This is a genomic window from Leifsonia sp. L25 (assembly GCF_050632895.1).
Map to the genome: position 1 here is coordinate 3223147 of NZ_JBODRZ010000003.1, position 22267 is coordinate 3245413.

General features: G+C 70.9%; 26 protein-coding genes and 1 pseudogene. 21 read left to right on the forward strand and 6 right to left on the reverse strand.

Annotated elements, in window-relative coordinates; all coding sequences use genetic code 11:
- Nucleotides 1–43: 43 nt before the first annotated feature.
- The 5 genes from ACRAWC_RS20210 to ACRAWC_RS20230 all read left to right on the forward strand — a co-directional run bounded on the left by ACRAWC_RS20210 (nucleotide 44) and on the right by ACRAWC_RS20230 (nucleotide 4299).
- Entirely contained in the window at nucleotides 44–838 is a 795-nt protein-coding gene (locus ACRAWC_RS20210) for a CoA transferase subunit A (RefSeq protein ID WP_431349328.1), read from the forward strand.
- Entirely contained in the window at nucleotides 835–1482 is a 648-nt protein-coding gene (locus ACRAWC_RS20215) for a CoA transferase subunit B (RefSeq protein ID WP_431349329.1), read from the forward strand. The genes ACRAWC_RS20210 and ACRAWC_RS20215 overlap by 4 nt, the downstream gene beginning before the upstream one ends.
- Nucleotides 1479–1967 carry a MaoC family dehydratase gene (locus ACRAWC_RS20220; protein WP_431349330.1) on the forward strand — a complete coding sequence of 163 codons (489 nt, stop codon included), beginning with the start codon at nucleotides 1479–1481 and terminating at the stop codon, nucleotides 1965–1967. Before ACRAWC_RS20215 ends, ACRAWC_RS20220 begins: the two co-directional genes overlap by 4 nt.
- A complete protein-coding gene (locus ACRAWC_RS20225; RefSeq protein ID WP_431349331.1) occupies nucleotides 1964–2800 on the forward strand; it encodes an HpcH/HpaI aldolase/citrate lyase family protein in 837 nt (278 codons plus the stop codon). Before ACRAWC_RS20220 ends, ACRAWC_RS20225 begins: the two co-directional genes overlap by 4 nt.
- 170 nt (nucleotides 2801–2970) lie before the next feature.
- The gene (locus tag ACRAWC_RS20230) at nucleotides 2971–4299 is read left to right on the forward strand and encodes an aldo/keto reductase (RefSeq protein WP_431349332.1); all 1329 of its coding nucleotides are present in this window, start codon (nucleotides 2971–2973) and stop codon (nucleotides 4297–4299) included.
- 86 nt (nucleotides 4300–4385) lie between these two features.
- Here ACRAWC_RS20230 and ACRAWC_RS20235 read toward each other — a convergent pair whose 3' ends face one another.
- Nucleotides 4386–4970 carry a TetR/AcrR family transcriptional regulator gene (locus ACRAWC_RS20235; RefSeq protein ID WP_431349333.1) on the reverse strand — a complete coding sequence of 195 codons (585 nt, stop codon included), beginning with the start codon at nucleotides 4968–4970 and terminating at the stop codon, nucleotides 4386–4388.
- 181 nt (nucleotides 4971–5151) lie between these two features.
- On the opposite strand from ACRAWC_RS20235, the gene ACRAWC_RS20240 reads away from it, so the two are divergent.
- The gene (locus ACRAWC_RS20240; RefSeq protein ID WP_431349334.1) at nucleotides 5152–6501 is read left to right on the forward strand and encodes a M16 family metallopeptidase; all 1350 of its coding nucleotides are present in this window, start codon (nucleotides 5152–5154) and stop codon (nucleotides 6499–6501) included.
- A 39-nt stretch (nucleotides 6502–6540) separates the two neighbouring features.
- Nucleotides 6541–7143, forward strand: a complete 603-nt coding sequence (locus ACRAWC_RS20245) for a histidine phosphatase family protein (protein WP_431349335.1) — start codon at nucleotides 6541–6543, stop codon at nucleotides 7141–7143.
- 73 nt (nucleotides 7144–7216) lie between these two features.
- On the opposite strand, the gene ACRAWC_RS20250 is transcribed toward ACRAWC_RS20245, so the two are convergent.
- A complete protein-coding gene (locus ACRAWC_RS20250; protein WP_431349336.1) occupies nucleotides 7217–7708 on the reverse strand; it encodes a GNAT family N-acetyltransferase in 492 nt (163 codons plus the stop codon).
- Nucleotides 7709–7809: 101 nt separating this feature from the next.
- Here ACRAWC_RS20250 and dapB point away from each other — a divergent pair, with 101 nt between their 5' ends.
- Together dapB and ACRAWC_RS20260 are read left to right on the forward strand one after the other, a co-directional pair.
- Nucleotides 7810–8589 (forward strand): 4-hydroxy-tetrahydrodipicolinate reductase, encoded by a 780-nt coding sequence (gene dapB, locus ACRAWC_RS20255; RefSeq protein ID WP_431349337.1) that lies wholly within the window; start codon nucleotides 7810–7812, stop codon nucleotides 8587–8589.
- A gap of 8 nt (nucleotides 8590–8597) precedes the next feature.
- Nucleotides 8598–9053, forward strand: coding sequence for a hypothetical protein (locus tag ACRAWC_RS20260; protein ID WP_431349338.1), 456 nt, complete (start codon nucleotides 8598–8600; stop codon nucleotides 9051–9053).
- On the opposite strand, the gene ACRAWC_RS20265 is transcribed toward ACRAWC_RS20260, so the two are convergent.
- The 4 genes and pseudogenes from ACRAWC_RS20265 to ACRAWC_RS20280 form a co-directional block, all read right to left on the reverse strand.
- Nucleotides 9050–9943 carry a TIGR01777 family oxidoreductase gene (locus ACRAWC_RS20265; RefSeq protein ID WP_431349339.1) on the reverse strand — a complete coding sequence of 298 codons (894 nt, stop codon included), beginning with the start codon at nucleotides 9941–9943 and terminating at the stop codon, nucleotides 9050–9052. The genes ACRAWC_RS20260 and ACRAWC_RS20265 overlap by 4 nt on opposite strands.
- A gap of 4 nt (nucleotides 9944–9947) precedes the next feature.
- Complete coding sequence (locus ACRAWC_RS20270) at nucleotides 9948–10376, reverse strand: OsmC family peroxiredoxin (protein WP_431349340.1); 429 nt, start codon at nucleotides 10374–10376, stop codon at nucleotides 9948–9950.
- 104 nt (nucleotides 10377–10480) lie between these two features.
- Nucleotides 10481–10968, reverse strand: a pseudogene (locus ACRAWC_RS20275) (DUF4395 family protein).
- 2 nt (nucleotides 10969–10970) lie between these two features.
- Complete coding sequence (locus ACRAWC_RS20280; protein WP_431349341.1) at nucleotides 10971–11393, reverse strand: thioredoxin family protein; 423 nt, start codon at nucleotides 11391–11393, stop codon at nucleotides 10971–10973.
- A 158-nt stretch (nucleotides 11394–11551) separates the two neighbouring features.
- Between ACRAWC_RS20280 and dapA the strand changes: the two genes are divergently transcribed.
- The 12 genes from dapA to ACRAWC_RS20340 all read left to right on the forward strand — a co-directional run.
- Complete coding sequence (gene dapA, locus ACRAWC_RS20285) at nucleotides 11552–12529, forward strand: 4-hydroxy-tetrahydrodipicolinate synthase (RefSeq protein ID WP_431349342.1); 978 nt, start codon at nucleotides 11552–11554, stop codon at nucleotides 12527–12529.
- A 72-nt stretch (nucleotides 12530–12601) separates the two neighbouring features.
- The gene (locus tag ACRAWC_RS20290) at nucleotides 12602–14278 is read left to right on the forward strand and encodes a ribonuclease J (protein ID WP_431349343.1); all 1677 of its coding nucleotides are present in this window, start codon (nucleotides 12602–12604) and stop codon (nucleotides 14276–14278) included.
- A 37-nt stretch (nucleotides 14279–14315) separates the two neighbouring features.
- The gene (locus ACRAWC_RS20295; protein ID WP_431349344.1) at nucleotides 14316–14486 is read left to right on the forward strand and encodes a hypothetical protein; all 171 of its coding nucleotides are present in this window, start codon (nucleotides 14316–14318) and stop codon (nucleotides 14484–14486) included.
- Nucleotides 14483–15019: an ABC transporter permease gene (locus ACRAWC_RS20300; protein WP_431349345.1), complete on the forward strand. Its 537-nt coding sequence runs from the start codon at nucleotides 14483–14485 to the stop codon at nucleotides 15017–15019. The genes ACRAWC_RS20295 and ACRAWC_RS20300 overlap by 4 nt, the downstream gene beginning before the upstream one ends.
- Nucleotides 15020–15082: 63 nt before the next feature.
- Nucleotides 15083–15574 carry an N-acetyltransferase family protein gene (locus ACRAWC_RS20305; RefSeq protein ID WP_431349346.1) on the forward strand — a complete coding sequence of 164 codons (492 nt, stop codon included), beginning with the start codon at nucleotides 15083–15085 and terminating at the stop codon, nucleotides 15572–15574.
- Nucleotides 15575–15699: 125 nt separating this feature from the next.
- Nucleotides 15700–18495, forward strand: a complete 2796-nt coding sequence (locus tag ACRAWC_RS20310) for a DNA translocase FtsK 4TM domain-containing protein (RefSeq protein WP_431349347.1) — start codon at nucleotides 15700–15702, stop codon at nucleotides 18493–18495.
- Nucleotides 18496–18501: 6 nt separating this feature from the next.
- Nucleotides 18502–19125 (forward strand): CDP-diacylglycerol--glycerol-3-phosphate 3-phosphatidyltransferase, encoded by a 624-nt coding sequence (pgsA, locus tag ACRAWC_RS20315; RefSeq protein WP_431349348.1) that lies wholly within the window; start codon nucleotides 18502–18504, stop codon nucleotides 19123–19125.
- A gap of 138 nt (nucleotides 19126–19263) precedes the next feature.
- On the forward strand, nucleotides 19264–19629 hold the full coding sequence (locus tag ACRAWC_RS20320) for a CinA family protein (RefSeq protein ID WP_431349349.1): 366 nt from the start codon (nucleotides 19264–19266) through the stop codon (nucleotides 19627–19629).
- Between the two features lie 183 nt (nucleotides 19630–19812).
- Nucleotides 19813–20124, forward strand: coding sequence for a helix-turn-helix domain-containing protein (locus ACRAWC_RS20325; RefSeq protein ID WP_369962894.1), 312 nt, complete (start codon nucleotides 19813–19815; stop codon nucleotides 20122–20124).
- Nucleotides 20125–20189: 65 nt separating this feature from the next.
- Nucleotides 20190–20414: a DUF3046 domain-containing protein gene (locus ACRAWC_RS20330; RefSeq protein ID WP_431349350.1), complete on the forward strand. Its 225-nt coding sequence runs from the start codon at nucleotides 20190–20192 to the stop codon at nucleotides 20412–20414.
- 321 nt (nucleotides 20415–20735) lie between these two features.
- Nucleotides 20736–21815, forward strand: coding sequence for a recombinase RecA (gene recA / locus ACRAWC_RS20335; RefSeq protein WP_431349351.1), 1080 nt, complete (start codon nucleotides 20736–20738; stop codon nucleotides 21813–21815).
- Nucleotides 21816–21938: 123 nt separating this feature from the next.
- The coding region (locus ACRAWC_RS20340; protein ID WP_431349352.1) for a hypothetical protein at nucleotides 21939–22267 on the forward strand (329 nt) is incomplete at its 3' end.

The window sequence follows — 22267 nt, forward strand, 5'->3', positions numbered from 1 at the left end:
TACTTTTCGCGTACTCGGCGGTTAGAGACAGGGGAGATTCAGCGTGATCGATAAGACAGTGGGGAGTGCGGGGGAGGCGGTGGCCGACATCCCGAGCGGCGCCAGCCTGGCCGTGGGCGGCTTCGGCCTGTGCGGCATCCCGAGCGCGCTCATCCAGGCGCTGCTGGAGGCCGGCACGACCGACCTGGAGGTGGTCAGCAACAACTGCGGCGTGGACGACTGGGGGCTCGGCCTCCTGCTCGGCCGGCGCCGCATCCGCAAGATGATCAGCTCGTACGTCGGCGAGAACAAGGAGTTCGCGCGGCAGTTCCTCTCCGGCGAGCTGGAGGTGGAGCTGACCCCGCAGGGCACGCTCGCGGAGAAGCTGCGGGCCGGCGGCGCGGGCATCCCGGCCTTCTACACTCCGGCGGGCGTCGGCACGCAGATCGCGCTCGGCGGACTCCCGCGCCGCTACAACGAGGACGGCTCGATCGCGGTCGCGAGCGAGCCGAAGGAGGTGCGCGAGTTCGACGGCGCGTCCTACGTGCTGGAACGCTCGCTGCGCCCCGACTTCGCGCTCGTGCACGCGGCGAAGGGCGACCGGCACGGCAACCTGGTCTTCCACGCCGCGGCGATGAACTTCAACCCGCTCGCCGCGATGGCGGGCCGCATCACGATCGCCGAGGTGGAGGAGCTGGTCGAGCCCGGCGAGCTCGCCCCGGGGGAGGTGCACCTGCCGGGGATCTTCGTCCAGCGCGTGGTGCACGCGCCCGACGTCGAGAAGCGGATCGAGCGGCGCACAGTCGCCGCGCCCGGCGCAACCGCACCCGCCACCACCCCGGAAGGGAACGCCCGATGAGCCTCACCCGCACCGAGCTCGCCGCCCGCGTGGCGCAGGAGCTGGAGAACGGCCAGTACGTCAACCTCGGCATCGGCATGCCGACGCTCATCCCGAACTACATCCCGGAGGGCGTGGAGGTCATCCTGCACTCCGAGAACGGCGTGCTCGGCGTCGGCCCTTACCCGGCCGACGCCGACGTCGACCCCGACCTGATCAACGCGGGCAAGGAGACTGTCACCGTCAAGCGCGGCGCGGCGTACTTCGACTCGTCGCTGTCGTTCGGCATGGTCCGCGGCGGCCACGTCGATGTCGCGGTGCTCGGCGCGATGGAGGTCTCGGCGACCGGCGACCTGGCCAACTGGATGATCCCCGGCAAGATGGTCAAAGGCATGGGCGGCGCGATGGACCTGGTGTTCGGAGCCAAGCGGCTGATCGTGATGATGGAGCACGTCGACAAGGAGGGCCGGCCGAAGATCCTCGCCGAGTGCAGCCTCCCGCTCACCGGCACCGGCTGTGTGGACCGCATCATCACCGACCTCGCGGTGATCGACGTGGCGCCGGACGGACTCGTCCTGCGCGAGACCGCGCCGGGCGTGACGGTCGACGAGGTCGTGGCCGCGACGGGAGCGCCGCTCGCGGTGGAGCTGGAGGCGGCGTCATGAAGGAAGTCGAGCAGCGCGGCCTCTACTACGAGGAGTTCGAGCTGGAGACCCGCTACCTGCACCGGCCGGGCCGCACGGTGACCGAGGCCGACAACGTCCTCTTCACCACGCTGACGATGAACACGCAGGCCCTTCACTTGGACGCCGCGTGGTCGGCGCGGCAGCCGTTCGGCGAGCGGCTGATGAACTCGATGTGGACGCTCGCGACGATCGTCGGCGCGTCGGTCGCCCAGCTCACGCAGGGCACGATCGTCGCGAACCTCGGCTTCTCGGAGGTGTCCTTCCCGCACCCGCTGTACCACGGCGACACGCTCTACTCGGAGACGACGGTGACGGCCAAGCGGCTGTCGGCCTCCCGCCCCGGCCAGGGGATCGTGACGTTGGAGCACACCGGCCGCAACCAGGACGGCGTCGTCGTCGCCACCGCGATCCGGCAGGTGATGGTGTGGTGCCGCGACGCCCACCTCGGGACGAGCGACGCATGACGCCGTTCCCCGCTGCCGGCGGATTCCCGTGGGGCCCGGCGCTGCTGTTCTGCCCGGCCGACCGGCCCGACCGGTACGCCAAGGCGCTGGAGCGGTCGGACGCGGTCATCCTCGACCTGGAGGACGCCGTCGACCCCGCGCGACGGCCGGCGGCCCGGGAGGCGCTCGCCGCCTCCGACCTCGACCCCGCCCGGGTGATCGTGCGGGTCAATCCGGCCGGCAGCGACGACCAGGCCGCCGACCTCGCGGCCCTCTCGCTCACGCCCTACACGGCCGTGATGCTGCCGAAGGCGGAGCGCGCGGCCGACCTCGCCGCCCTCGACGGTCTGCACGTGATCGCCCTGTGCGAGACCGCGGCCGGCGTGGTGGCTGCGGGGGAGCTCGCGGCCGCGGAGGAGGTCGTCGCACTGATGTGGGGCGCGGAGGACCTGGTCGCCTCGCTCGGCGGCACGTCGAGCCGCCACCCGGACGGCCGCTACCGCGATGTGGCGGCGCACGCCCGCTCGGCGGTGCTGCTGGCCGCCGGAGCGGCGGGGAAACCCGCCGTCGACACGGTTCACCTCGACATCGCGGACCTCGACGGGCTCGCCGCTGAGGCCGAGGACGCGGTCTCCGTCGGGTTCGCCGCGACCGCGTGCATCCACCCGTCGCAGGTGGAGACCGTGCGGGCCGCGTACCGGCCGGACGACGCCCAAGTGGCGGAGGCCGTGGAACTGCTGGAGGCCGCCAGAGCGGCGGGCGGGGGAGTGTTCCGGCACAACGGCCGGATGGTCGACGGACCCGTGCTTTCACACGCCAGAGCGGTGCTCCGGAGGGCGACTAGCCCGTCGTGATGAAACTGTGATGAACGATTTTTACGCCGTTCACCGGTTTGGTCGTGCCGTGTCGGCGGCATGCCGTACTCTGCCCTTAACGTTCCAGAGAAGAGCACCATCGAATCGATTCGAGCCACGAATCGATCGTCCGCGTGAACACCCGCTCGAACGGCTGGAAGGGGGACGAGATGCCACAGATCCTTCCCCTTCGCCTCCTCGAGAGCGTCGGCCTTCGCACCCCCGCCGCAGCGGTCGCGGCGGACGCTGACGGCGCGTCGGGTTCGGCGCCCGCGTCGCAGGCGGCGACCTCGCAGCGGCGCGCTGGCGAGCCCGCTCCCGCGTCGCCCGCGCAGGCCGCCGCCGACACGCCGCCCACCGTCGCGGCTGCGTCGCCGACCGCCGCCGAGCGGCCCACTGACACGGCGCCCGCCACGTACACCGGGCCGTCCACTTACACCGGCCCATCCGCCTACGCCGGGCCGTCCGCCTACGCCGGGCCGTCCTACGCCGGGCCGTCCACCTACGCCGAGCCGTCCACCGACACCGGCGGCCCGCTCGACATCGACTCCGGCCTCGAGCGCACCGGCCCGCTCTCGATCATCGCCCCGCGCCGCATCGGCGAGAGCGACCTCGCGGTGTACCCGCTGTCGCTCGGCGCGAGCGTCTTCGGCTGGACGGCCGACGGCGACACCTCGCTCGCGATCCTCGACCGCTTCGCCTCGCGCGGCGGCGACTTCATCGACACGGCCGACAGCTACGTCGGCGGCCGCAGCGAGGTTCTCATCGGCAAGTGGATGCGCGAGCGCGGCAACCGCGACGACCTGGTGGTCGCGACCAAAGTCGGTCGCCACCACGAGAACCCCGGCCTCGGCTCCGTGAGCATCGTGCGCGCCGTGGAGGCATCCCTCGAGCGCCTGCAGACCGACCACATCGACCTGCTGTACTTCCACGACGACGACCCTGACGTGCCGCTGGAGGACAGCCTCGCGACCGCGGAGTGGCTCATCGAGACGGGCAAGGTCCGCTACCTCGGCGCGTCCAACTTCAGCGCGGATCGCCTCATCGAGGCGCGGGTGATGGCGTCGGCCGGCCTGCCGAAGTTCGTCGCCATCCAGACGCAGTACAACCTCATGCACCGCGCCGAGTTCGAGAGCGCGCTGCGCATCGTCGCAGCCGCGCAAGGCCTCGCCGTCATGCCGTACTACGCGCTGGCCAACGGCTTCCTCACCGGCAAGTACCGGTCCAAGTCGGACCTCAGCGCCGACGCCCGCAGCGTGCGCGCCTCCGCGTACGTCAACCGCAAGGGCATGCGCGTCCTGGCGGTGCTCGACCGGATCGCCGCCGAGCACGGCGTGTCCCCGGCGAGCGTCTCGATCGCCTGGCTGCTCGCCAAGCGCACGATCGTGGCCCCGGTGGCGAGCGCCAGCCGTCCCGAGCAGGTCGACGGCCTGATGGCCGCCGCGGGCATCCGCCTCACCCGCGCCCAGATGCTCGACCTCGACCGCGTCTCCGAGTAGCCGCCATCCCGCGAAACAGGCCGGGTCTCCGGAGTCACGGAGACGACACGCGCGTGGCCCGGCGAACCTCCGGAGTCACCGACCGGCTACTTCTCGGCGAGGATGCGGTCGAGCGCGCGATGCAGGGCTGCGCCCGCGGCGATCGGGTCGCCCACGTAGCCGCCGGCCAGTGCGCCGTCGCGCGCGAGGATGAGGTCGTCCGCCGCGTCGCCCGGTCGCGGGTGACCGATCTGGCGGAACAGCTCCTCGATGTGCTTGGCGTACCAGTCCCGGTGCGCGGTCACGGCGACGCGCACCGGGTGGTTCTCGTCCGCGAACTGCGCGGCGGCGTTGATGAACGGGTCGCCGCGGAAGCCGGGGCGCACCGCCTCGGCGTTGATGGATTCCACGAGCGCGCGGGCGATCGCCGTCGGGTCGGAGAGCTCGGCCTCCTTCTCGGCGAACCATTCGCGCACCTGGCGGTCGCGGCCCTCGACGTAGGCGATGATCAGGAGGTCCTTGGAGCGGAAGTGCTTGTAGAACGTCGCCTTCGTCACTCGGGCGCCTGCGATGATGCGGTCGACGCCGACCGTGTGGATGCCCTCCTGGTAGAAGAGTTCGTCGGCGGTCGCGAGGATCTTGATCTTCGACGGTGCGGGCGGCCGGATGGTGGCGCGGGCACTAACGACCATCTGGTCGTCTCCTCTCTCCGGGAGGCTGTGGCCTCCGCTCGTCTCTGAGACCCCCCGACCGGTCCGAGGGGGGACGACCGGTCGGGGTGGTCACTTCAGTATAGTGGTAGACAGACTAGTCTGTTTGTCCTCAATTTCCCAGTCTCCGCGCTCGATCGACCGCTGGCGTAGGGTTGAGGGGATGAACAGCGCAGTCGACCTCCCGCTCGGTTTGGCCGACCTCGCTTTCGCCGCTTCCGGTGAAGCCCTCGTCCGCCGCACGATCTTGCCGAACGGCGTCCGCATTCTGAGCGAGCAGGTGCCCGGCGCGCGCAGCGCGACCCTGGGCTACTGGGTGGCCGTGGGCTCGCGCGACGAGGTCGCCGACGTGGCGGGCAGCCTGGGCTCCACGCACTTCCTCGAGCACCTCCTGTTCAAGGGCACACGCACGCGCACCGCCCTCGACATCGCGGTGTCCTTCGACTCGGTCGGCGGCGAGCACAACGCCATGACGGCCAAGGAGTACACCTGCTACTACGCCAAGGTGCAGGACCGCGACCTCCCCATGGCGGTGGAGGTCATCGGCGACATGCTCACCTCGTCCGTGCTCGACCCCACCGAGTTCGAGAACGAGCGCGGCGTCATCCTCGAAGAGCTGTCGATGGCCGAGGACGACCCGGCCGACGTCGCCAACGAGCGGCTCTTCACCGCCGTGCTCGGCGCCCACCCGCTCGGGCGGCCGATCGGCGGACGCCCCGACACCATCCGCGCCGCCACCCGCGATGCCGTCTGGAGCCACTACCGGGCCAACTACCGGCCGCGCGACCTGGTCGTGACAGCTGCGGGCGCCGTCGACCACGACGTGCTCGTGGCGGGCGTGCAACGCGCGCTCGACGCCGCCGGCTGGGACCGGGACGAGGAGGCCGCCCCGGTCGACCGCCGCCCGACCGCAGCCGCGACCGTCGAGCGCGGCGCCCCGCTCGTCACCGTCTCCCGGCCGATCGAGCAGGCCAACCTCATCATCGGCATGCCCGGCATCGTCGCGACCGACGAGCGCCGCACAACGATGAGCGTCCTCAACTCCATCCTCGGCGGCGGGATGTCGAGCCGGCTGTTCCAGGAGGTCCGCGAGAAGCGCGGGCTGGCCTACGCCGTCTACTCGTTCTCCGGCTCCTACTCCGACGCCGGGGTCTTCGGGCTGTTCTCCGCCTGCGCCCCCGCGAAGGCCCGGCAGGTGGCCGAGTTGATGCTCTCCGAGCTGCACCGCCTCGCCGACGGCGGGGTGACGGCGGATGAGCTCCGCCGCGCCGTCGGGCAGCTCTCCGGCGGTGCGGCCCTCGCGCTGGAGGACTCGGACACCCGGATGTCGCGGCTCGGCCGGGCCGAGATCAGCCTGGGGGAGTTCGCCGACCTCGACGAGAGCCTCCGGCGGCTCCACCTCGTCACCGCCGGGGACGTCCGAGAACTCGCACGGGACCTGGCCGACCGCCCGGTCTCGATCTCCGCGGTGGGTGGCGTCGACGACGACGTCTTCGCGGGCCTCGTGGCCTGACCGCCTGTCTCCCTTCCCGTTACATCGAAAGGTCTACCGGTGCCCCATTACCTTTACCTCGTGCGTCACGGCGAGCAGCAGGACGCCGAGCACGGACTGCCCGACGGCCCGCTCTCGCCGCGTGGCAAGCGCCAGGCGCAGCTCATCGCCGACCGGCTGAGCGGTCTGCCGTTGACGGGGATGTACCACTCGCCGCTCGTGCGCGCGGAGCAGACGGCCTCGATCATCGCCGAGCGGATGCCCGCCGTGGTGCCGGAGCCGTCCAGCCTGCTGTTCGACTGCATCCCGTCCGGGCCGACGCCCGACATGCCCAAGGTGTTCGAGTCGTTCTTCGGCCCCGTCACCGAGGCCGAGATCGACGCGGGCCGGGCCCAGATGGACGACGCGGTCCACGAGTTCCTGACGCCCGCGATGGGCGACCGGCACGACCTGCTGGTGACCCACAACTTCGTGATCGGCTGGTTCGTCCGGCACGTGTTCGACGCGCCCGCGTGGCGCTGGCTCGGCCTCAACCAGGCCAATTGCGGCCTGACCATCATCCGCGTGCGCTCGGCCAAGCCTCCCGTGCTCGTGGTGCACAACGACCTCGGTCACCTCCCCGTCGAGCTGCGCACCGGCCTCCCCGAGCTACAGCCGGTCTAGCAGCCATCCGTTCCTCACTTCCTCCCGCGACACGCCGGGCGCGGGCGGGAGAAAGTGAGGAAGCGATGGCTGCTTACGTGAGGCGCTTGCGGAACCAGTCGGTCGCGTTGGGGTTGTCGTTGTAGGGCTGGATGCTCTCGTAGCCGTGCGAGCGGTAGAGGCCGCCGGCGGCCTCCAAGGAGGCGTTGGTGTCGAGGACGACCTCGGTGGCGCCGAACCCGCGGGCGCGGTGCTCCAGCTCGGCGAGAATGGCGCGCCCGAGGCCCTGACCGCGGTGCGCGGGCGCGACCCAGAGGTGCTTGATCTCGTAGCGGACGATCTGCTCGCCGTCCTCGGTCTCGGACAGCGGGACGGGCAGCTCGCGGACGCCGCCGCAGCCCGCCTCGCCGTCGTCGTACGCCAGCAGGAAGACGCCCGCCGGCGGGACGAACTGGCCCGGGTCGGGGAACGTCGTGCGGTACGCGCCCTGGGAGGCGGGGAAGGTCTCGGCGCGCTCGGCGAAGTAGTCCGCGAGCATCCGGTGGGCGGTCGCGTCGGTGACGGAGACATCGGCAAAGGACACCATCGCTCCAGCGTAGCTTCGGCCGGCATTCGTGCCGAATGTCGACTCCCGCGGCGCGAGACGCGACATTCGGGCCGAATGCGCTCGCCAGGTAGGGTGGACGGGTGACTATTCGCGTGGCCGTGGCCGGGGCGACCGGCAAGCTCGGATCCGTGGCGGTCCGCCTCATCGAGGCGGCCGACGACCTGGAGCTGGTGGCCGCACTCGACTCCCGCACCCCGCTCGACGCCATGCTCGGCGCCGACGTGCTGGTGGACATGACCCTTCCGCAGGTCAGCCCGGGGATCGTCGCCTTCGCCGTCGACCACGGCCTCAACGTCCTGGTCGGGACCTCCGGCTGGTCGGCCGACCGCATCCTGGACCTGGAGCGCAGGGTGGCCGAGCACGAGGGCGCGGGCGCCGTCGTCATTCCGAACTTCTCCCTCGGCTCGGCGCTCGGCACCGCGTTCGCGACCGTCGCCGCGCGGTTCTTCGACTCCATCGAGATCGTCGAGACGCACGGCACGGGCAAGGTCGACTCGCCCTCCGGCACCGCGGTGCGGACCGCCGAGCTGATCGCGGCCGCCCGGCTGCAGCGCGGCCCGGTGGACGCTCCGCACACCGACCAGCGGGCTCGCGGCCAGCAGGTCGGCAGCGTCCCGATCCACAGCCTCCGCATGCGCGGCGTCGCCGCCCAGCAACAGGTGATCTTCGGCGGGGCGGGGGAGACCCTGACCATCCGTCATGACACGATCGGGCAGGACGCCTACGAGGCCGGAATCCTGCTCGCGCTCCGCGCCGCCGCGACGACGACCGGTGTGCTGGTCGGCCTGGACAAACTGGTCGACCTCGGCATCGCCGAGCCGGACGGGGAGCCGCCGCGCCCGACCGTCCGCGAGGTGTAGGCCGCCCGATGCGCAACCGTCTCTCGGCGCTGTTCATGGCGCTGCTGCTCGTGGTGTACCTCGTGCTGGTCTTCCAGCGCGCGGTCCTCCTGTTCGCCTCGGGGTCGGCCGTCGGGATCGCGATGAGCGTCGCACTGATCGTGATCGGGCTGATCGCGGCGTGGGCCCTGATCAGGGAGCTGCTGTTCGGCGCCCGCACCGAGAGGCTCGTCAAGCTGATGGCGGCCGAGGGTACGCTGCCGGTCGACGACCTCCCGCACCGCGCCTCCGGCCGCCCGCTGCGCGACGCCGCCGACGCGGAGTTCCCGCAGTTCAAAGCCGAGGTGGAGGCCTCGCCCGAGAGCTGGCGCGCCTGGTTCCGGCTCGGGCTCGCGTACGACGCGAGCGGCGACCGCCGCCGGGCGCGCGCGGCGCTCCGGCAGGCGATCGGGCTGTACCGGGCGCAAGAGCGGACGGCGCGCTAAGCCGTCCGCTCAACGAGCCGCGCCATGGCGTCCCGCACCGTGCTGTCCTGGAACGCGAACCCGTCGTCCAGCAGGCGCTGAGGCAGCACCCGCTGATCCGCGAGCAACAGCTCGCGTCCGGCCTCACCGAGTGCAAGGTTCACGACCGGCCTCGGCAGTGGGAGGCCGTACGGGCGGTGCACCGCCCGCGCGAGCGCCCGCAGCACCTCGCCGGCGGTCGCAGGCTCGGGTCCGACGAGGTTGACGGGCCCACTCAGTCGGGAGGTCAGGAGGTGCACGATCGCGGCAGCCTCGTCGCGCAGGCTCACCCACGGCCAGTGCTGGCGGCCCCCCGCGATCGGCCCGAGGAGCCCGAGCTTCGCGAGCGGCAGCAGCGGCGCCATCGCGCCGCCGGGCCCGACGACCACGCCGGTGCGGATGGTGGCGACGCGGGTCCCTGTGGGCGCGAGGTGTGCCGCGGTCTCCCAGGCCTCCACCACGTCCGAGAGGAAGCCGACGCCCTGGGCGGAGTCCTCGGTCAGGGTCTGCCCCGGCCGGTCGCCGTAATAGCCGACCGCCGCACCGCTGACGAACACGCCGGGCGGGTTCGCGGCCTGGCGCATCCCGTCCGCGAGCGTGCCCGTCGCGGCCAGGCGCGAGTCGAGGATGCGCCGCTTGTGCGCCGCCGTCCAGGGCAACCGGTTGAGCGAGGCTCCGGAGAGGTTCACCACGGCGTCCGCCTCGTCCAGCAGCCGCAGGTCGATGCTGCGCGCCGAAGGCGCCCAGGCGCGCTCGTCCGCGGCGGCCGGCTCCCGCCGCACCAGGCGGAGAGCGTCGTGACCCTCCGCCCGCAGTGCGCGGACGAGCGCGGTGCCGATCATGCCGGACGCGCCGGCTACGAGCACGCGCATCGGCTCAGGCCAGCGTGGCTTCGATCGTGATCGGGATGCCGACGAGCGCCCGCGAAACCGGGCAGGTGCGCTTCGCCTCGTCGGCGAGGCGCTGGAAGTCCTCCTCGCCGAGCCCGGGAACGCTCGCCTCGACGAGGAGGTGGCTGCCGGTGATGCCCTGCGCGGGGTCGAAGGTCACCGCGGCGGTGGTGCGGATGCTCTCGGGCGCCGTGCCGAAGGCGGCCGCGAGGACGTTCGAGAACGCCATCGAGAAGCAGGCCGAGTGCGCCGCGCCCAGCAGTTCCTCGGGCGTGGACGTCTCCGCGCCGCCTTCCGAGCGCGCCTTCCAGTTCACCGAGAGCGTGGCCGCACCCGACGAGTCGAGCGAGACCGTCCCCGAACCGGACTTCAGATCGCCGGTCCAGACCGTGGTGGATTCGCTGGTGACTGCCATGAGACCTCCTGTTGTTCCCGCCGCGGAGTGCGCGCGGGTGCGACCAGACTACTGGCGGCCCCCGGCGCGCCGACCCCCGCTCGGGGGATTCCCGGTTTCGGCGGTCAAGCCGTGCTCACGCCCCTCCGGATGACGCCGGCCCGCACGAGCAGCAGGTAGATCTGGCAGCCCAGGCAGTACCCGAACGCGGCGTTCAGGAAGGCCGCCAGGAACGCGAGCGCGGCGGCGATCGGCAGCGCGGCGGGCACACCGAGCACGAACAGCAGGAGGCCGAGACCGGTGACGACGAGCCCGACGGCCTGCGCGAAGGTCGGCGGCGCCGGGTCCTCCAGCTCGGTCGGCGCCGCGAGGCGGGGCGGACCGCGACGCGGTACAGGAGGCCGTACGGATGGCGGCGCACACCCGCGAACGCTCCCCAGGCGAACAGCAGGGCGATCAGGAGCAGCAGGACAGCGGCCGCGACGGTCGCGCCGGTGAGGGCGAGGAAGAGGTCGATCAGCAGCAGGATGGCCGTGATCGCGGCGCCGAACCGCGGTGAGCGCGGGTCGACGCCTGTTGCGCGGGGTCGGGCGGTGCTCGGGTTCTCGGTCATGGTCACTCCGTCAGGATGCGGTCGAGGGCGCTGCGCACGTCGCCGGGCCGCGCGGCCCCGGCGATCCGACCGCGGACGGTGCCGCGGGCGTCGAGCAGCAGGGTGGTCGGGGTCTGCAGCACGCCGAACCGGCGGGCGAGCTCGGGGCGGACCGTCAGGTCGACGTCCAGGTGCTCGACCCCGTCGTGCTCGCCCGCGACGCCGTTCAGCACGCGCGCGGTCGATGGGCACTGGGCGCAGAACGCGGTGGAGAACTGGACGAGCGTCGCGCGCGAGCCGAGTCCGCCCGCGCCCACCTCGGCGGCGGTCACACGGTCGGCCCGCGCCGAGCGGACCCGGCCGGTGCGGACGCGCCAGACGACGCCGGCCGCCGTCGCGACGGCGACCAGGGCGATCAGGACGAGGAGGGCGGAGGATGCTGACATGGTGAGGGCGACGATACGCGCGCCGCGCGGCCGACTGAAGGCAGTGTGAACGAAGATGACGGCGGGTGGTCCTCCACAGCTCCGGTGTCGGCACCGGCTCTCCACGGATCGGCCGACGGGGAGGCGGTCGCCGGGCCCGACCCGATAGCCTTGATCTCATGGCTGCTCCCGCGAACCCCTTCGGCCAGGTGCTCGTCGCCCTGGTCACGCCCTTCACCGCCGACGGCGAGGTCGACTGGGCCGGCGTGGAGAAGCACATGGACGACGTGATCGTCGCGGGCGCCGACGGCATCGTCGTCACCGGCACCACGGGCGAGACCTCGACCCTCACCGACGCGGAGAAGCTGCGTCTGGTCGAGGTGGGCAAGGACGTCGCGGCCGGCCGCGCCAAGATCATCACGGGCGGAGGCTCCAACGAGACCGCGCACGCCATCCAGCTCTACAAGCAGAGCGAGAAGGCCGGCGCCGACGGCGTGATGATCGTCACTCCGTATTACAACAAGCCGACCCAGGCCGGCGTCCTCACGCACTTCCGCATGATCGCGGACTCCACCGATCTGCCCGTCATCCTCTACGACATCCCGGGCCGCACCGGCATCCCGATCAAGTACGAGACCATCCTGCGCATCGCCAAGCACCCCAACGTGCTCGCCATCAAGGATGCGAAGGGCGACTTCAGCGAAGTCAGCCGGGTGCTCAACCAGACCGACCTGATGTACTTCTCGGGCGACGACGCCAACGTGCTCCCGCACCTGGCGATCGGTGCCACGGGCCTCATCGGGGTGACGGCGAACATCACCGCCACGCCCTACCGCCAGATCGTCGACGCGGTCAACGCGGGCGACCTGACCACGGCCACCGCGGCCCACCAGAAGCTGGAGCCGCTGGTCCGCGCCGTCATGACGCACGTGCCGGGCACGGTCGCGGCCAAGTACATCCTGCACGGGCTGGGCCGCATCTCCAGCCCGCGGGTCCGCCTCCCGCTGGTCGGCCCGGAGGAGTGGGAGGCCGCACAGATCGAGGACGAGCTCGACCTCGTCCGCGACATCCCCGGCGCCGACTTCTCCAACTTCCGCCCCGATCGCAACGCCGCCGCCGGCGGCGCTCTGCCCAAGATCGCCGGGGCCACACGCTAAGGCCGCTCAGCGGTCCGCACCACCCCGGGCACCAGCCCGGACGCACGTATACATCCCTACATTGGAGGGCACATGCCCAACCTCGTCTCCGCGCCTCCCGCCCTCGAACCGGGAACGCTCCGTATCATCCCCACCGGCGGTCTCGGCGAGATCGGCCGCAACATGACCGTCTTCGAATACGAAGGCAAGCTCCTCATCGTCGACTGCGGCGTCCTGTTCCCCGAGCAGGACCAGCCGGGCGTCGACCTGATCCTGCCCGACTTCGCGCCGGTCCGCGACCGTCTCGGCGACGTGCTCGGCGTGGTGCTGACGCACGGCCACGAGGACCACATCGGCGCGGTGCCCTACCTGCTCAAGCTGCGCGCCGACATCCCGCTGATCGGCTCCGGGCTGACCCTCGCGCTCGTGGAGGCGAAGCTCAAGGAGCACCGCATCCAGCCGTACACGCTCACGGTCAAGGAGGGGCGCACCGAGCAGCTCGGCCCGTTCGACCTGGAGTTCGTGGCGGTCAACCACTCCATCCCCGACGCCCTCGCCGTCGCCATCACGACGCAGGCCGGCACGGTGCTGCACACCGGCGACTTCAAGATGGACCAGCTCCCGCTCGACGACCGGATCACCGACCTCCGCGCCTTCGCCCGCCTGGGCGAGAAGGGCGTCGACCTGTTCATGGCCGACTCCACCAACGCCGACGTCCCCGGCTTCACGCCGCTGGAGCGCTCCATCGGACCGGTGCTCGACAACGTGATCGCCCGCGCCCCGCGTCGCGTGATCGTGGCCAGCTTCTCCAGCCACGTGCACCGCGTTCAGCAGGTGCTGGACGCGGCCGCCGCCAACGGCCGCCGGGTCGCGCTGCTGGGCCGCTCGATGGTGCGCAACATGACCATCGCCGCCGAGCTCGGGTACCTCAAGGTGCCCGAGGGCGTCCTGATCGACTACAAGAAGGCCGCGGACCTCCCGGACGACGAGATCGTCTACATGTCCACCGGTTCGCAGGGCGAGCCGATGGCGGTGCTCGCGCGCATGGCGAACCTCGACCACCAGATCGAGGTCGGCCCCGGCGACACGGTCATCCTGGCCTCCAGTCTCATCCCGGGCAACGAGAACGCGGTCTACCGCGTGATCGACGGCCTGACCAAGCTCGGGGCCAACGTCGTGCACAAGGGCAACGCCAAGGTGCACGTCTCCGGGCACGCGGCCGCCGGCGAGCTGCTCTACTGCTACAACATCCTGAAGCCCCGCAACGTCATGCCCGTGCACGGCGAGTACCGCCACCTGGTCGCCAACGCCCGGCTCGCGATGGACACCGGCGTGCCGGAGGAGAACACGATCCTGGCCGAGGACGGCACCGTCGTCGACCTGCGCGACGGCGTCGCCCGCGTGGTCGGCCAGCTCGACCTGGGCTTCGTCTACGTCGACGGCTCGAGCGTCGGCGAGATCACCGACGCCGACCTCAAGGACCGCCGGATCCTGGGCGAGGAGGGCTTCATCTCGATCATCGTGGTGGTGGAGGCCGCCAGCGGACGCATCGTCACCGGTCCGGAGATCCACGCCCGCGGCTTCGCCGAGGACGACGCCGTGTTCGACGCCGTCAAGCCGAAGATCGCGGCGGCGCTCGCCGACGCGGCGCACAACGGTGTCCGCGACTCGCACGCGCTCTCCCAGGTGGTCCGCCGCACGGTGGGCCGCTGGGTGAACACCAGCTACCGCCGCCGCCCGATGATCGTGCCGCTCGTCATCGAGGCCTGACCGGAGTATCACCACTTACATGTAAGATGGAGCTTATGTGACGCCGGGGGTCGTCCTGAAGGGCGAGACGGAGGTCGTGGCGGTCGTCGTCGGCGTCGTCAAGACGCCCGAGTCGGCCGACGACCCCGCTGCGATCGTCCTGAACTCCGGCGTCGACCGGCTCGCGGCCGCCCAGACCGTCTTCGGACCGCCCTCGCTCGAGGCGTGAGTGCCCCCGGAGGTCGCGAAGCCCCTGGTCGCAGCGATCTCCTCAGAGTTCGACCAGGCGCTCGGGACGGGCATGGTGAACGTCGATCGGAGCGACTATCTCGCGTACCGGGAGGGGATCCGCTGCTGCCCCTGAAGCTGGGCGTCGGCGGCATCGCCGTCCTCATCCTCGTGCTCGGCACGCTCGGTCTCGTCAATATCGCGCTGGTGACGGTGCGGCACCGCATCCGGGAGATCGGTGTGCGGCGCAGCTTCGGCGCGACCAGCGCGCGGGTCTTCTTCGCGGTGATGATGGAGAGCGTCATGGCCACGGTGGTCGCCGGCGCGGCAGGCGTCGCTCTGGCGGTGCTGGTCGTGAAGAATCCGTGGGTGGAGCAGCAGATGGGCCGCGGGATGATCGCGGACATGCCGCCGTTCCCGGTGGAGGCCGCCGTGCTCGGCCTCGTCGCGGCGAGCGCGGTCGGGGCGCTCGCGGGGCTGCTGCCGGCGCTCGTCGCGGTGCGGGTGAAGGTGATCGATGCGATCCGGTACTGAGTGCCGCCCTCCGGCGCGGGCTCTGTAACCCGCGCGTAACATCCCGGCGAGTAGCGTTCAGCCATGACAGGGTTCCGGATCCGCCCCGCGAACCGGGAGGACGCGCGCATCCTCTCGGACATGCTGGTGGAGGCCGCGAACTGGAACGCCTCCCGGGCGCGCCCGCGCGTCGCCGTCCTGGAGGACCCGAGCGTGCTGCGCTATGTCGCCGGCTGGAAGCGGCCGGGGGATTTCGGCTGTGTCGCGGAGGACGCCCACGGCGCGGCGGTGGGCGCCTGTTGGGCACGGTTGTTCCCCGCGGACGCGCCCGGCAAGGGTTTCGTCGCCGTCGGCGTCCCGGAACTGACCCTCGGCGTCAACGCGCAGTGGCGCGCGCAGGGCGTCGGCCGCGCGCTGCTCCAGGAGCTCGGGAGGCAGGCCGCCGTCGCCGGCGCCGCCCGGCTGAGCCTGAGCGTCGAGCGTGCCAACTTCGCCCAGCGGCTCTACGTGAGCGAGGGCTACGTGACTGTGCAGGCGCGCGCGACGGCGGACACGATGGTGCGCGCGGTGCGTTGAGCGCCCGTTCCTCCACAGGCCTCCCTTCCAGGCGGGTCCGTCACAGCCCGCGCGCCGTCGCCGATTTTCCCCAATTCAGCGCGTGATCCGTCCCCCTGCCGGGGGTGCGAAGTAGCGTTGAACCTATGGCTACGAGCACCAAGTCGACTTCGTCCGCCCGGGGGTCCGGTCGCGGCGGCTCGACGGCGCGCAAGACGGCCGCCAAGACCCCGACGAAGACGCAGAATCAGAAGACCGTCGCATACCCGGCCGCCGACGACGCGCCGAGCCCGCTCGTCCGTGCGTGGATGGGGCTGGCGCACCTCACCGGAGGGGCGTTCCGCGCGCTCGGGCCCGAGAAGCTGAGCAAGGAGGAGCGGCGCGACGGCTTCCCGTTCTTCCTCGTGCTGCTCGCCATCGCCGGGGTCGTCGTCGAATGGTTCCTGATCAACGACCAGGTCGCGCGCACGCTCGACTCCTGGACCTTCGGCCTCCTCTTCGGCCGGGTCGCGTTCGCGCTCCCGGTCATCATGGTGGTCTTCGCGGCCTGGCTGTTCCGGCATCCCAGCTCCGTGCACGACAACACGCGCATCGGGATCGGCCTCGGCATCCTGCTGCTGATGGTCTCCGGGCTCTGCCACCTGTTCAGTCACCACCCGTCGCCCACCGACGGCGTCGCCGCGCTCGCCCAGGCCGGCGGAATGCTGGGCTGGCTCATCGCCGCCCCGCTCTCCTGGCTGATCACGCCCTACGGCGCCGCAGCGGTCATCATCCTGCTGCTGATCCTGAGCCTCTTCATCATCACCAAGACGCCGCCCAACAAGCTGCCCGCGCGCATCCGCGAGCTGTACGCCTACCTGTTCGGTGCACAGCTCCCCACCGAGGAGGAGCGCCAGGAGGCCAAGGACGAGCGCAAGAACCAGCGCACCGAGCAGGTCGAGCTCGACGGCCTGGACGAGTCGGAGGGCGAGACCGCGCTGCCCTGGTGGCGGCGCAACACGTCCCAGCGCGAGGAGGACCCGGACTACGAGGCGCCCGCAGACCTCACGGACGTGTTCGGCGCCCCCGCGCGGGGCAAGGGCGAGTTCGCCTCCCCGCTCGAGCCGGACCCGTCGAGCGACCACTACAACACCGAGGTGCTCAGCGAGCTCGCCAACGCGGAGTCCGTGCTCCAGCGCTTCACCGGCGAGGTGCCGCCGACCGCTGCGGCTGCGCCCCTGCCGACGGCTCCGGCCGTGCTGCCGGGCTTCCAGGCCGCCGCCGACGACTTCGACGAGACGGTCGCCGTCGACGAGGTCGCGCAGCCGACCGCGCCCTACAACCTCCCCTCGGCCACGATGCTCTCGGCAGGCACGCCGGCCAAGACGCGCTCCAGCGCGAACGAGGAGATCGTCGCGGCCATCACCGAGGTGCTGACCCAGTTCGGCGTCGACGCCAGGGTGACCGGGTACTCCCGAGGCCCGACAGTCACCCAGTACGAGATCGAGCTCGGCCCCGGGGTCAAGGTGGAGCGGGTCACTGCGCTCAGCAAGAACCTCTCCTACGCGGTCGCGAGCAACGAGGTCCGCATCCTCTCGCCGATCCCCGGCAAGTCCGCCATCGGCGTCGAGATCCCGAACAGCGACCGTGAGATCGTCTCGCTCGGCGACATCCTCCGCTCGCCGGCGGCCGCCAAGAGCGTCCACCCCATGACCATCGGCATCGGCAAGGACGTCGGCGGCGGGTTCGTGGTCGCGAACCTCGCCAAGATGCCGCACCTCCTGGTGGCCGGCTCGACCGGTTCCGGAAAGTCGAGCTTCGTCAACTCGATGATCACCAGCCTTCTCATGCGCGCGAAGCCGTCCGAGGTCCGCATGGTGCTCATCGACCCGAAGCGCGTCGAGCTCACCATCTACGGCGGAGTCCCGCACCTCATCACGCCCATCATCACGAACCCGAAGAAGGCCGCCGAAGCGCTCCAGTGGGTCGTCAAAGAGATGGACATGCGGTACGACGACCTCGCGAGCTTCGGCTTCCGCCACATCGACGACTTCAACAAGGCCGTGGTCAACAACGAGATCGTGCTTCCGGAGGGCAGCGAGCGCAAGCTCAAGCCCTACCCGTACCTGCTCGTGGTCGTGGACGAGCTCGCCGACCTGATGATGGTCGCCCCGCGCGACGTCGAGGACTCCATCGTCCGCATCACCCAGCTCGCCCGCGCCTCCGGCATCCACCTGGTGCTCGCGACGCAGCGCCCGTCCGTGGACGTCGTGACCGGCCTCATCAAGGCCAACGTGCCCTCCCGGCTCGCGTTCGCGGTGACCAGCGTCACCGACTCGCGGGTCATCCTCGACCAGCCGGGCGCCGACAAGCTCATCGGCCAGGGCGACGCGCTCTTCCTGCCGATGGGCGCCTCCAAGGCGGTGCGTGTGCAGGGTGCGTGGGTGAACGAGGATGAAATCCAGAAGGTCGTGAACCACGTCACGCGGCAGGCGCGACCCGAGTACCGGCAGGACGTGACGGCGGGCGCGGAGAAGAAGCAGATCGACTCCGACATCGGTGACGACCTCGAGCTGCTGCTGGCGGCGGCCGAGCTCGTCGTCTCGTCGCAGTTCGGCTCCACGTCGATGCTCCAGCGCAAGCTCCGCGTCGGCTTCGCCAAGGCGGGACGGCTCATGGACCTCCTCGAGTCCCGCGAGATCGTCGGGCCCTCGGAAGGTTCGAAGGCCCGCGACGTGCTCGTGACGGCGGAGCAGCTCGGGCAGGTGATGGCGCGCCTCCGCGGGGAGGAGCCGCAGTCGCGGCCCGCCGCAGCGCCCGCGCCGGCCGGGCAGCCGGTCGCGGACGCGCACGACGACGGCGACCGCTACGGAGCGGACCCCGTCGCGGCGATGTCCGAGGGCTATCCTGAGGTGGACGGCGACTCGGACGAGGACGCCTGGCAACTGACCGGCAGGGAGTAGACCGCGATGTCGGTGCCCGACACGCCTCCGCCGGCCGCGGCGGACGGCAGGACGAACCGCGCGAGCAACTGGAACGTGCCCAACCTGATCACGGTGGTGCGCATCCTCCTCGCGCCGTTGTTCATCTGGATGCTGCTCGCCGACGCCGGCCACGACGGCCCGCTGCGCTGGACGGCGGCGGTGCTGTTCGTGCTCGCCATCGCCACCGACGGGGTCGACGGCGCGATCGCGCGACGCAACAACACGGTGACCGACCTCGGCAAGCTGCTCGACCCGATCGCCGACAAGGTGCTGACCGGCGGCGCGCTGGTGTCGCTGTCGATCCTGAACGAGCTGCCCTGGTGGGTCACCATCGTCATCCTCGTGCGCGAGATCGGCATCACCGTCTACCGGTTCGTGGTCATCCGCCAGGGCGTGATCGCGGCCTCCCGCGGCGGCAAGATCAAGACCATCGTGCAGTCGGTGGCGATCTCGTTCGCGCTCTTCCCGCTCTGGACGATCTTCGGCGACTGGATCTTCTGGGTGAACGGCATCCTGATGACCGCGGCCATCATCCTCACCGTCGTGACCGGCTTCGACTACCTCTGGCAGGCCTACCGCGGTCGGAGGGCCACGCGTGTCGGGGCCTGACGACGTCGCAGCGGCCGACCTCACCTTCCGGGTGGTGCGCATACTCATCGAGCGCCGCCAGACGATCGCCGTGGCCGAGTCGCTGACCGGGGAGGCCTCGCGGCGGAACTCACCCGCGTCCCCGGCGCCTCCGCCGCGGTGCTCGGCGCTGCGGTGGTCTACGCGACGGAGCTGAAGCACACGCTGCTCGGTGTGGACGCCGAGCTCCTGCAGCGCGAGGGGCCGGTCGACGCGGAGGTCGCGCGCCAGCTCGCCGCCGGGGTGCGGGAGCGGCTCGCCGTCGACGGGCGTCCCGCCGACCTCGGCGTCTCGACGACCGGTGTGGCCGGCCCGGACCCGCAGGGCGGCCGCGCGGTGGGCACGGTCTACGTGGGCGTCGCGTCGGCGTCGGGAGTCCGGTCCTCCGAGCTGAGGCTGGCGGGGGACCGGCAGTCCATCCGGTCGCAGACGGTCACGCGGGCGGTGCGCGAACTGGCTGTGGAGCTCGGGATCGTGGAGCGCTGACACCCCTTCGGGGGTGCTTCCGGACCCGCCCGGTGGCCAGGGAATAGCTGGTGTTTCCGTTCGGTTACAACTCCTTGCATTCACAACGAAAGCCCAGTCGTCGCGGATATCGTGACTGACATGGATGCGGTACAGTTGGCATCCATTCGATACGTCGGCAGGGTAGAAGAAGGAGGCTCCGAAATGATTCTTGTACGTCAGGAAATCGGCGACGTGCTCAGGGACTTCCGCCTGCAGAAGGGCCGCACCCTGCGTCAGGTCGCGAGCAAGGCGAGTGTCGCCCTCGGCTACCTGAGCGAGGTCGAGCGCGGTCAGAAAGAGGCCTCGAGCGAGATCCTCGCTTCGGTGGCCGACGCCCTGGAGACCCCGGTCTCCGTCATCATGCGCGAGGTCGGCGACCGCATCGCGGTGCTCGAAGGGCTCGAGCCGGGCATCCCCGACACCATCCCCGACGACTTCGTCTCCGCTCTGGACGCGAACCTCGTCTCCCGCTGAACCACCCACGACATTCCCGAGGGCGCCCCGCAGCATGCGGGGCGTCGCTCGTTTAAGGTGAACCCATGAAGTTGAGCGAGTTCCAGCGCGCCGTCGTCGACGAGTTCGGCTCGGGATACGGACAAGCGCTCCTGTCGGACCTCGTGCTCGGGGAGCTCGGCGGCCGCACGGCGCAGGACGCGCTGGGCGCCGGCATCCCGGCGCGCGAGGTCTGGCTCGCGCTGTGCCGCGAGACCGGCGTGCCGCAGTCGCACTGGTACGGCGCGGGAATGCCGGCGCCCAAGCGCTGAGCGTCCCTCGGAGTCGACATTCGTGCCGAATGTCGCGAATGCGCCGCTCGGAGTCGACATTCGTGCCGAATCGCGCCAAGACCCGCGCGGTGACATTCGTGACGAATGTCGCGATTGGCGCGCGCAAACCCCACATTCGTGACGAATCGCGCAGCGACACGCCGGGTCGGAGCGCTCGAAGATATGTTCGGATGTGCGTAGACTCCTGCACAGGCAGCAATCGAAAACGAGTTGTCCACGGATCCATCGGACGACACCCGGAGTGTCGGCGGTCGGCCATACAGTCGAACTCGTCAGCGAAGCCCACGAAGGAGAACCGCAATGCCATCACCCGCAGACCGCGAGAAGGCGCTCGAGACCGCGCTCGCCCAGATCGACCGTCAGTTCGGCAAGGGCTCGGTCATGCGACTGGGCAGCGACGAGCGCGCCCCCGTCGAGGTCGTCCCCACCGGGTCGATCGCGCTCGACGTCGCCCTCGGCATCGGGGGTCTGCCCCGCGGTCGCATCGTCGAGATCTACGGTCCGGAGTCCTCCGGTAAGACCACGCTGACGCTGCACGCCATCGCCAACGCCCAGCGGGCCGGCGGCATCGCGGCCTTCATCGACGCCGAGCACGCGCTCGACCCGGAGTACGCACGCAAGCTCGGCGTCGACATCGACGCCCTCCTCGTCTCGCAGCCGGACACCGGTGAGCAGGCGCTCGAGATCGCCGACATGCTGGTCCGCTCCGGCTCGATCGACCTCGTCGTCATCGACTCGGTCGCTGCTCTGGTGCCCCGCGCGGAGATCGAGGGCGAGATGGGCGACTCGCACGTCGGCCTCCAGGCCCGGCTCATGTCGCAGGCCCTCCGCAAGCTGACCGGCGCGCTGAGCTCCACCAACACCACGATGATCTTCATCAACCAGCTCCGCGAGAAGATCGGCGTCTTCTTCGGCAGCCCGGAGACGACCGCCGGCGGTAAGGCCCTCAAGTTCTATGCGTCGGTCCGCCTTGACATCCGTCGTATCGAGACCTTGAAGGACGGCACCGAGGCGGTGGGCAACCGCACCCGCGTCAAGATCGTCAAGAACAAGATGGCGCCGCCCTTCAAGCAGGCGGAGTTCGACATCCTCTACGGCGTCGGCATCTCGCGCGAGGGCAGCCTCATCGACTTCGGTGTGGAGCACGGCATCGTCAAGAAGTCGGGCGCCTGGTACACGTACGAGGGCGACCAGCTCGGCCAGGGCAAGGAGAACTCGCGCAACTTCCTGATCGCGAACGCTGATATCGCCGCCGAGATCGAGAAGAAGATCCTCATCAAGCTCGGCGTGATCGCAGACCCGAACGCGGCGGCGGCGCCCGTGGAGGCCGACAACGTGGACTCGCTGGAGAAGAAGCTGCAGGCTCGCAAGGGGGCGTGACGGCGGCCTCGGCGAGAGTCGGCTCGGGGCGAGAACAGACGGCAGTGACATCAGCGGGAGAAGAACGAGGAGGGAGCTGTCGTGGTCGTGAGGTTTCCTTCTGAGTCTTCCGACGATGGAGCTGTGGGAGCTTCGGGGTCCGAGCATGTGGCTCCGGTGACGCCGTTGCGCCGCACGGGGGCGGCGCCCAAGCGGGAGCGGTCGGCCGAGCCGGGGGTGGTGCGGCCCGTGGCGGAGCTTCCCGGTGTGCAGGGCGTGCGCGCGCGGGAGTCGCGGGCAGCGGAGTCGAGCTCAGCGGAGTCGAGCTCAGCGGAGTCGAGCGCAGCGGAGTCAAGCGCAGCGGAGTCGGGCGAGGCGTCCACGCGGTGGAACAACACGTGGGCGGCTGAGCCCGCGCAGCGTTCCAGCACGGTCGACGCGGCTGCCTCGCCCGACGACGGTACCGTGTCCGT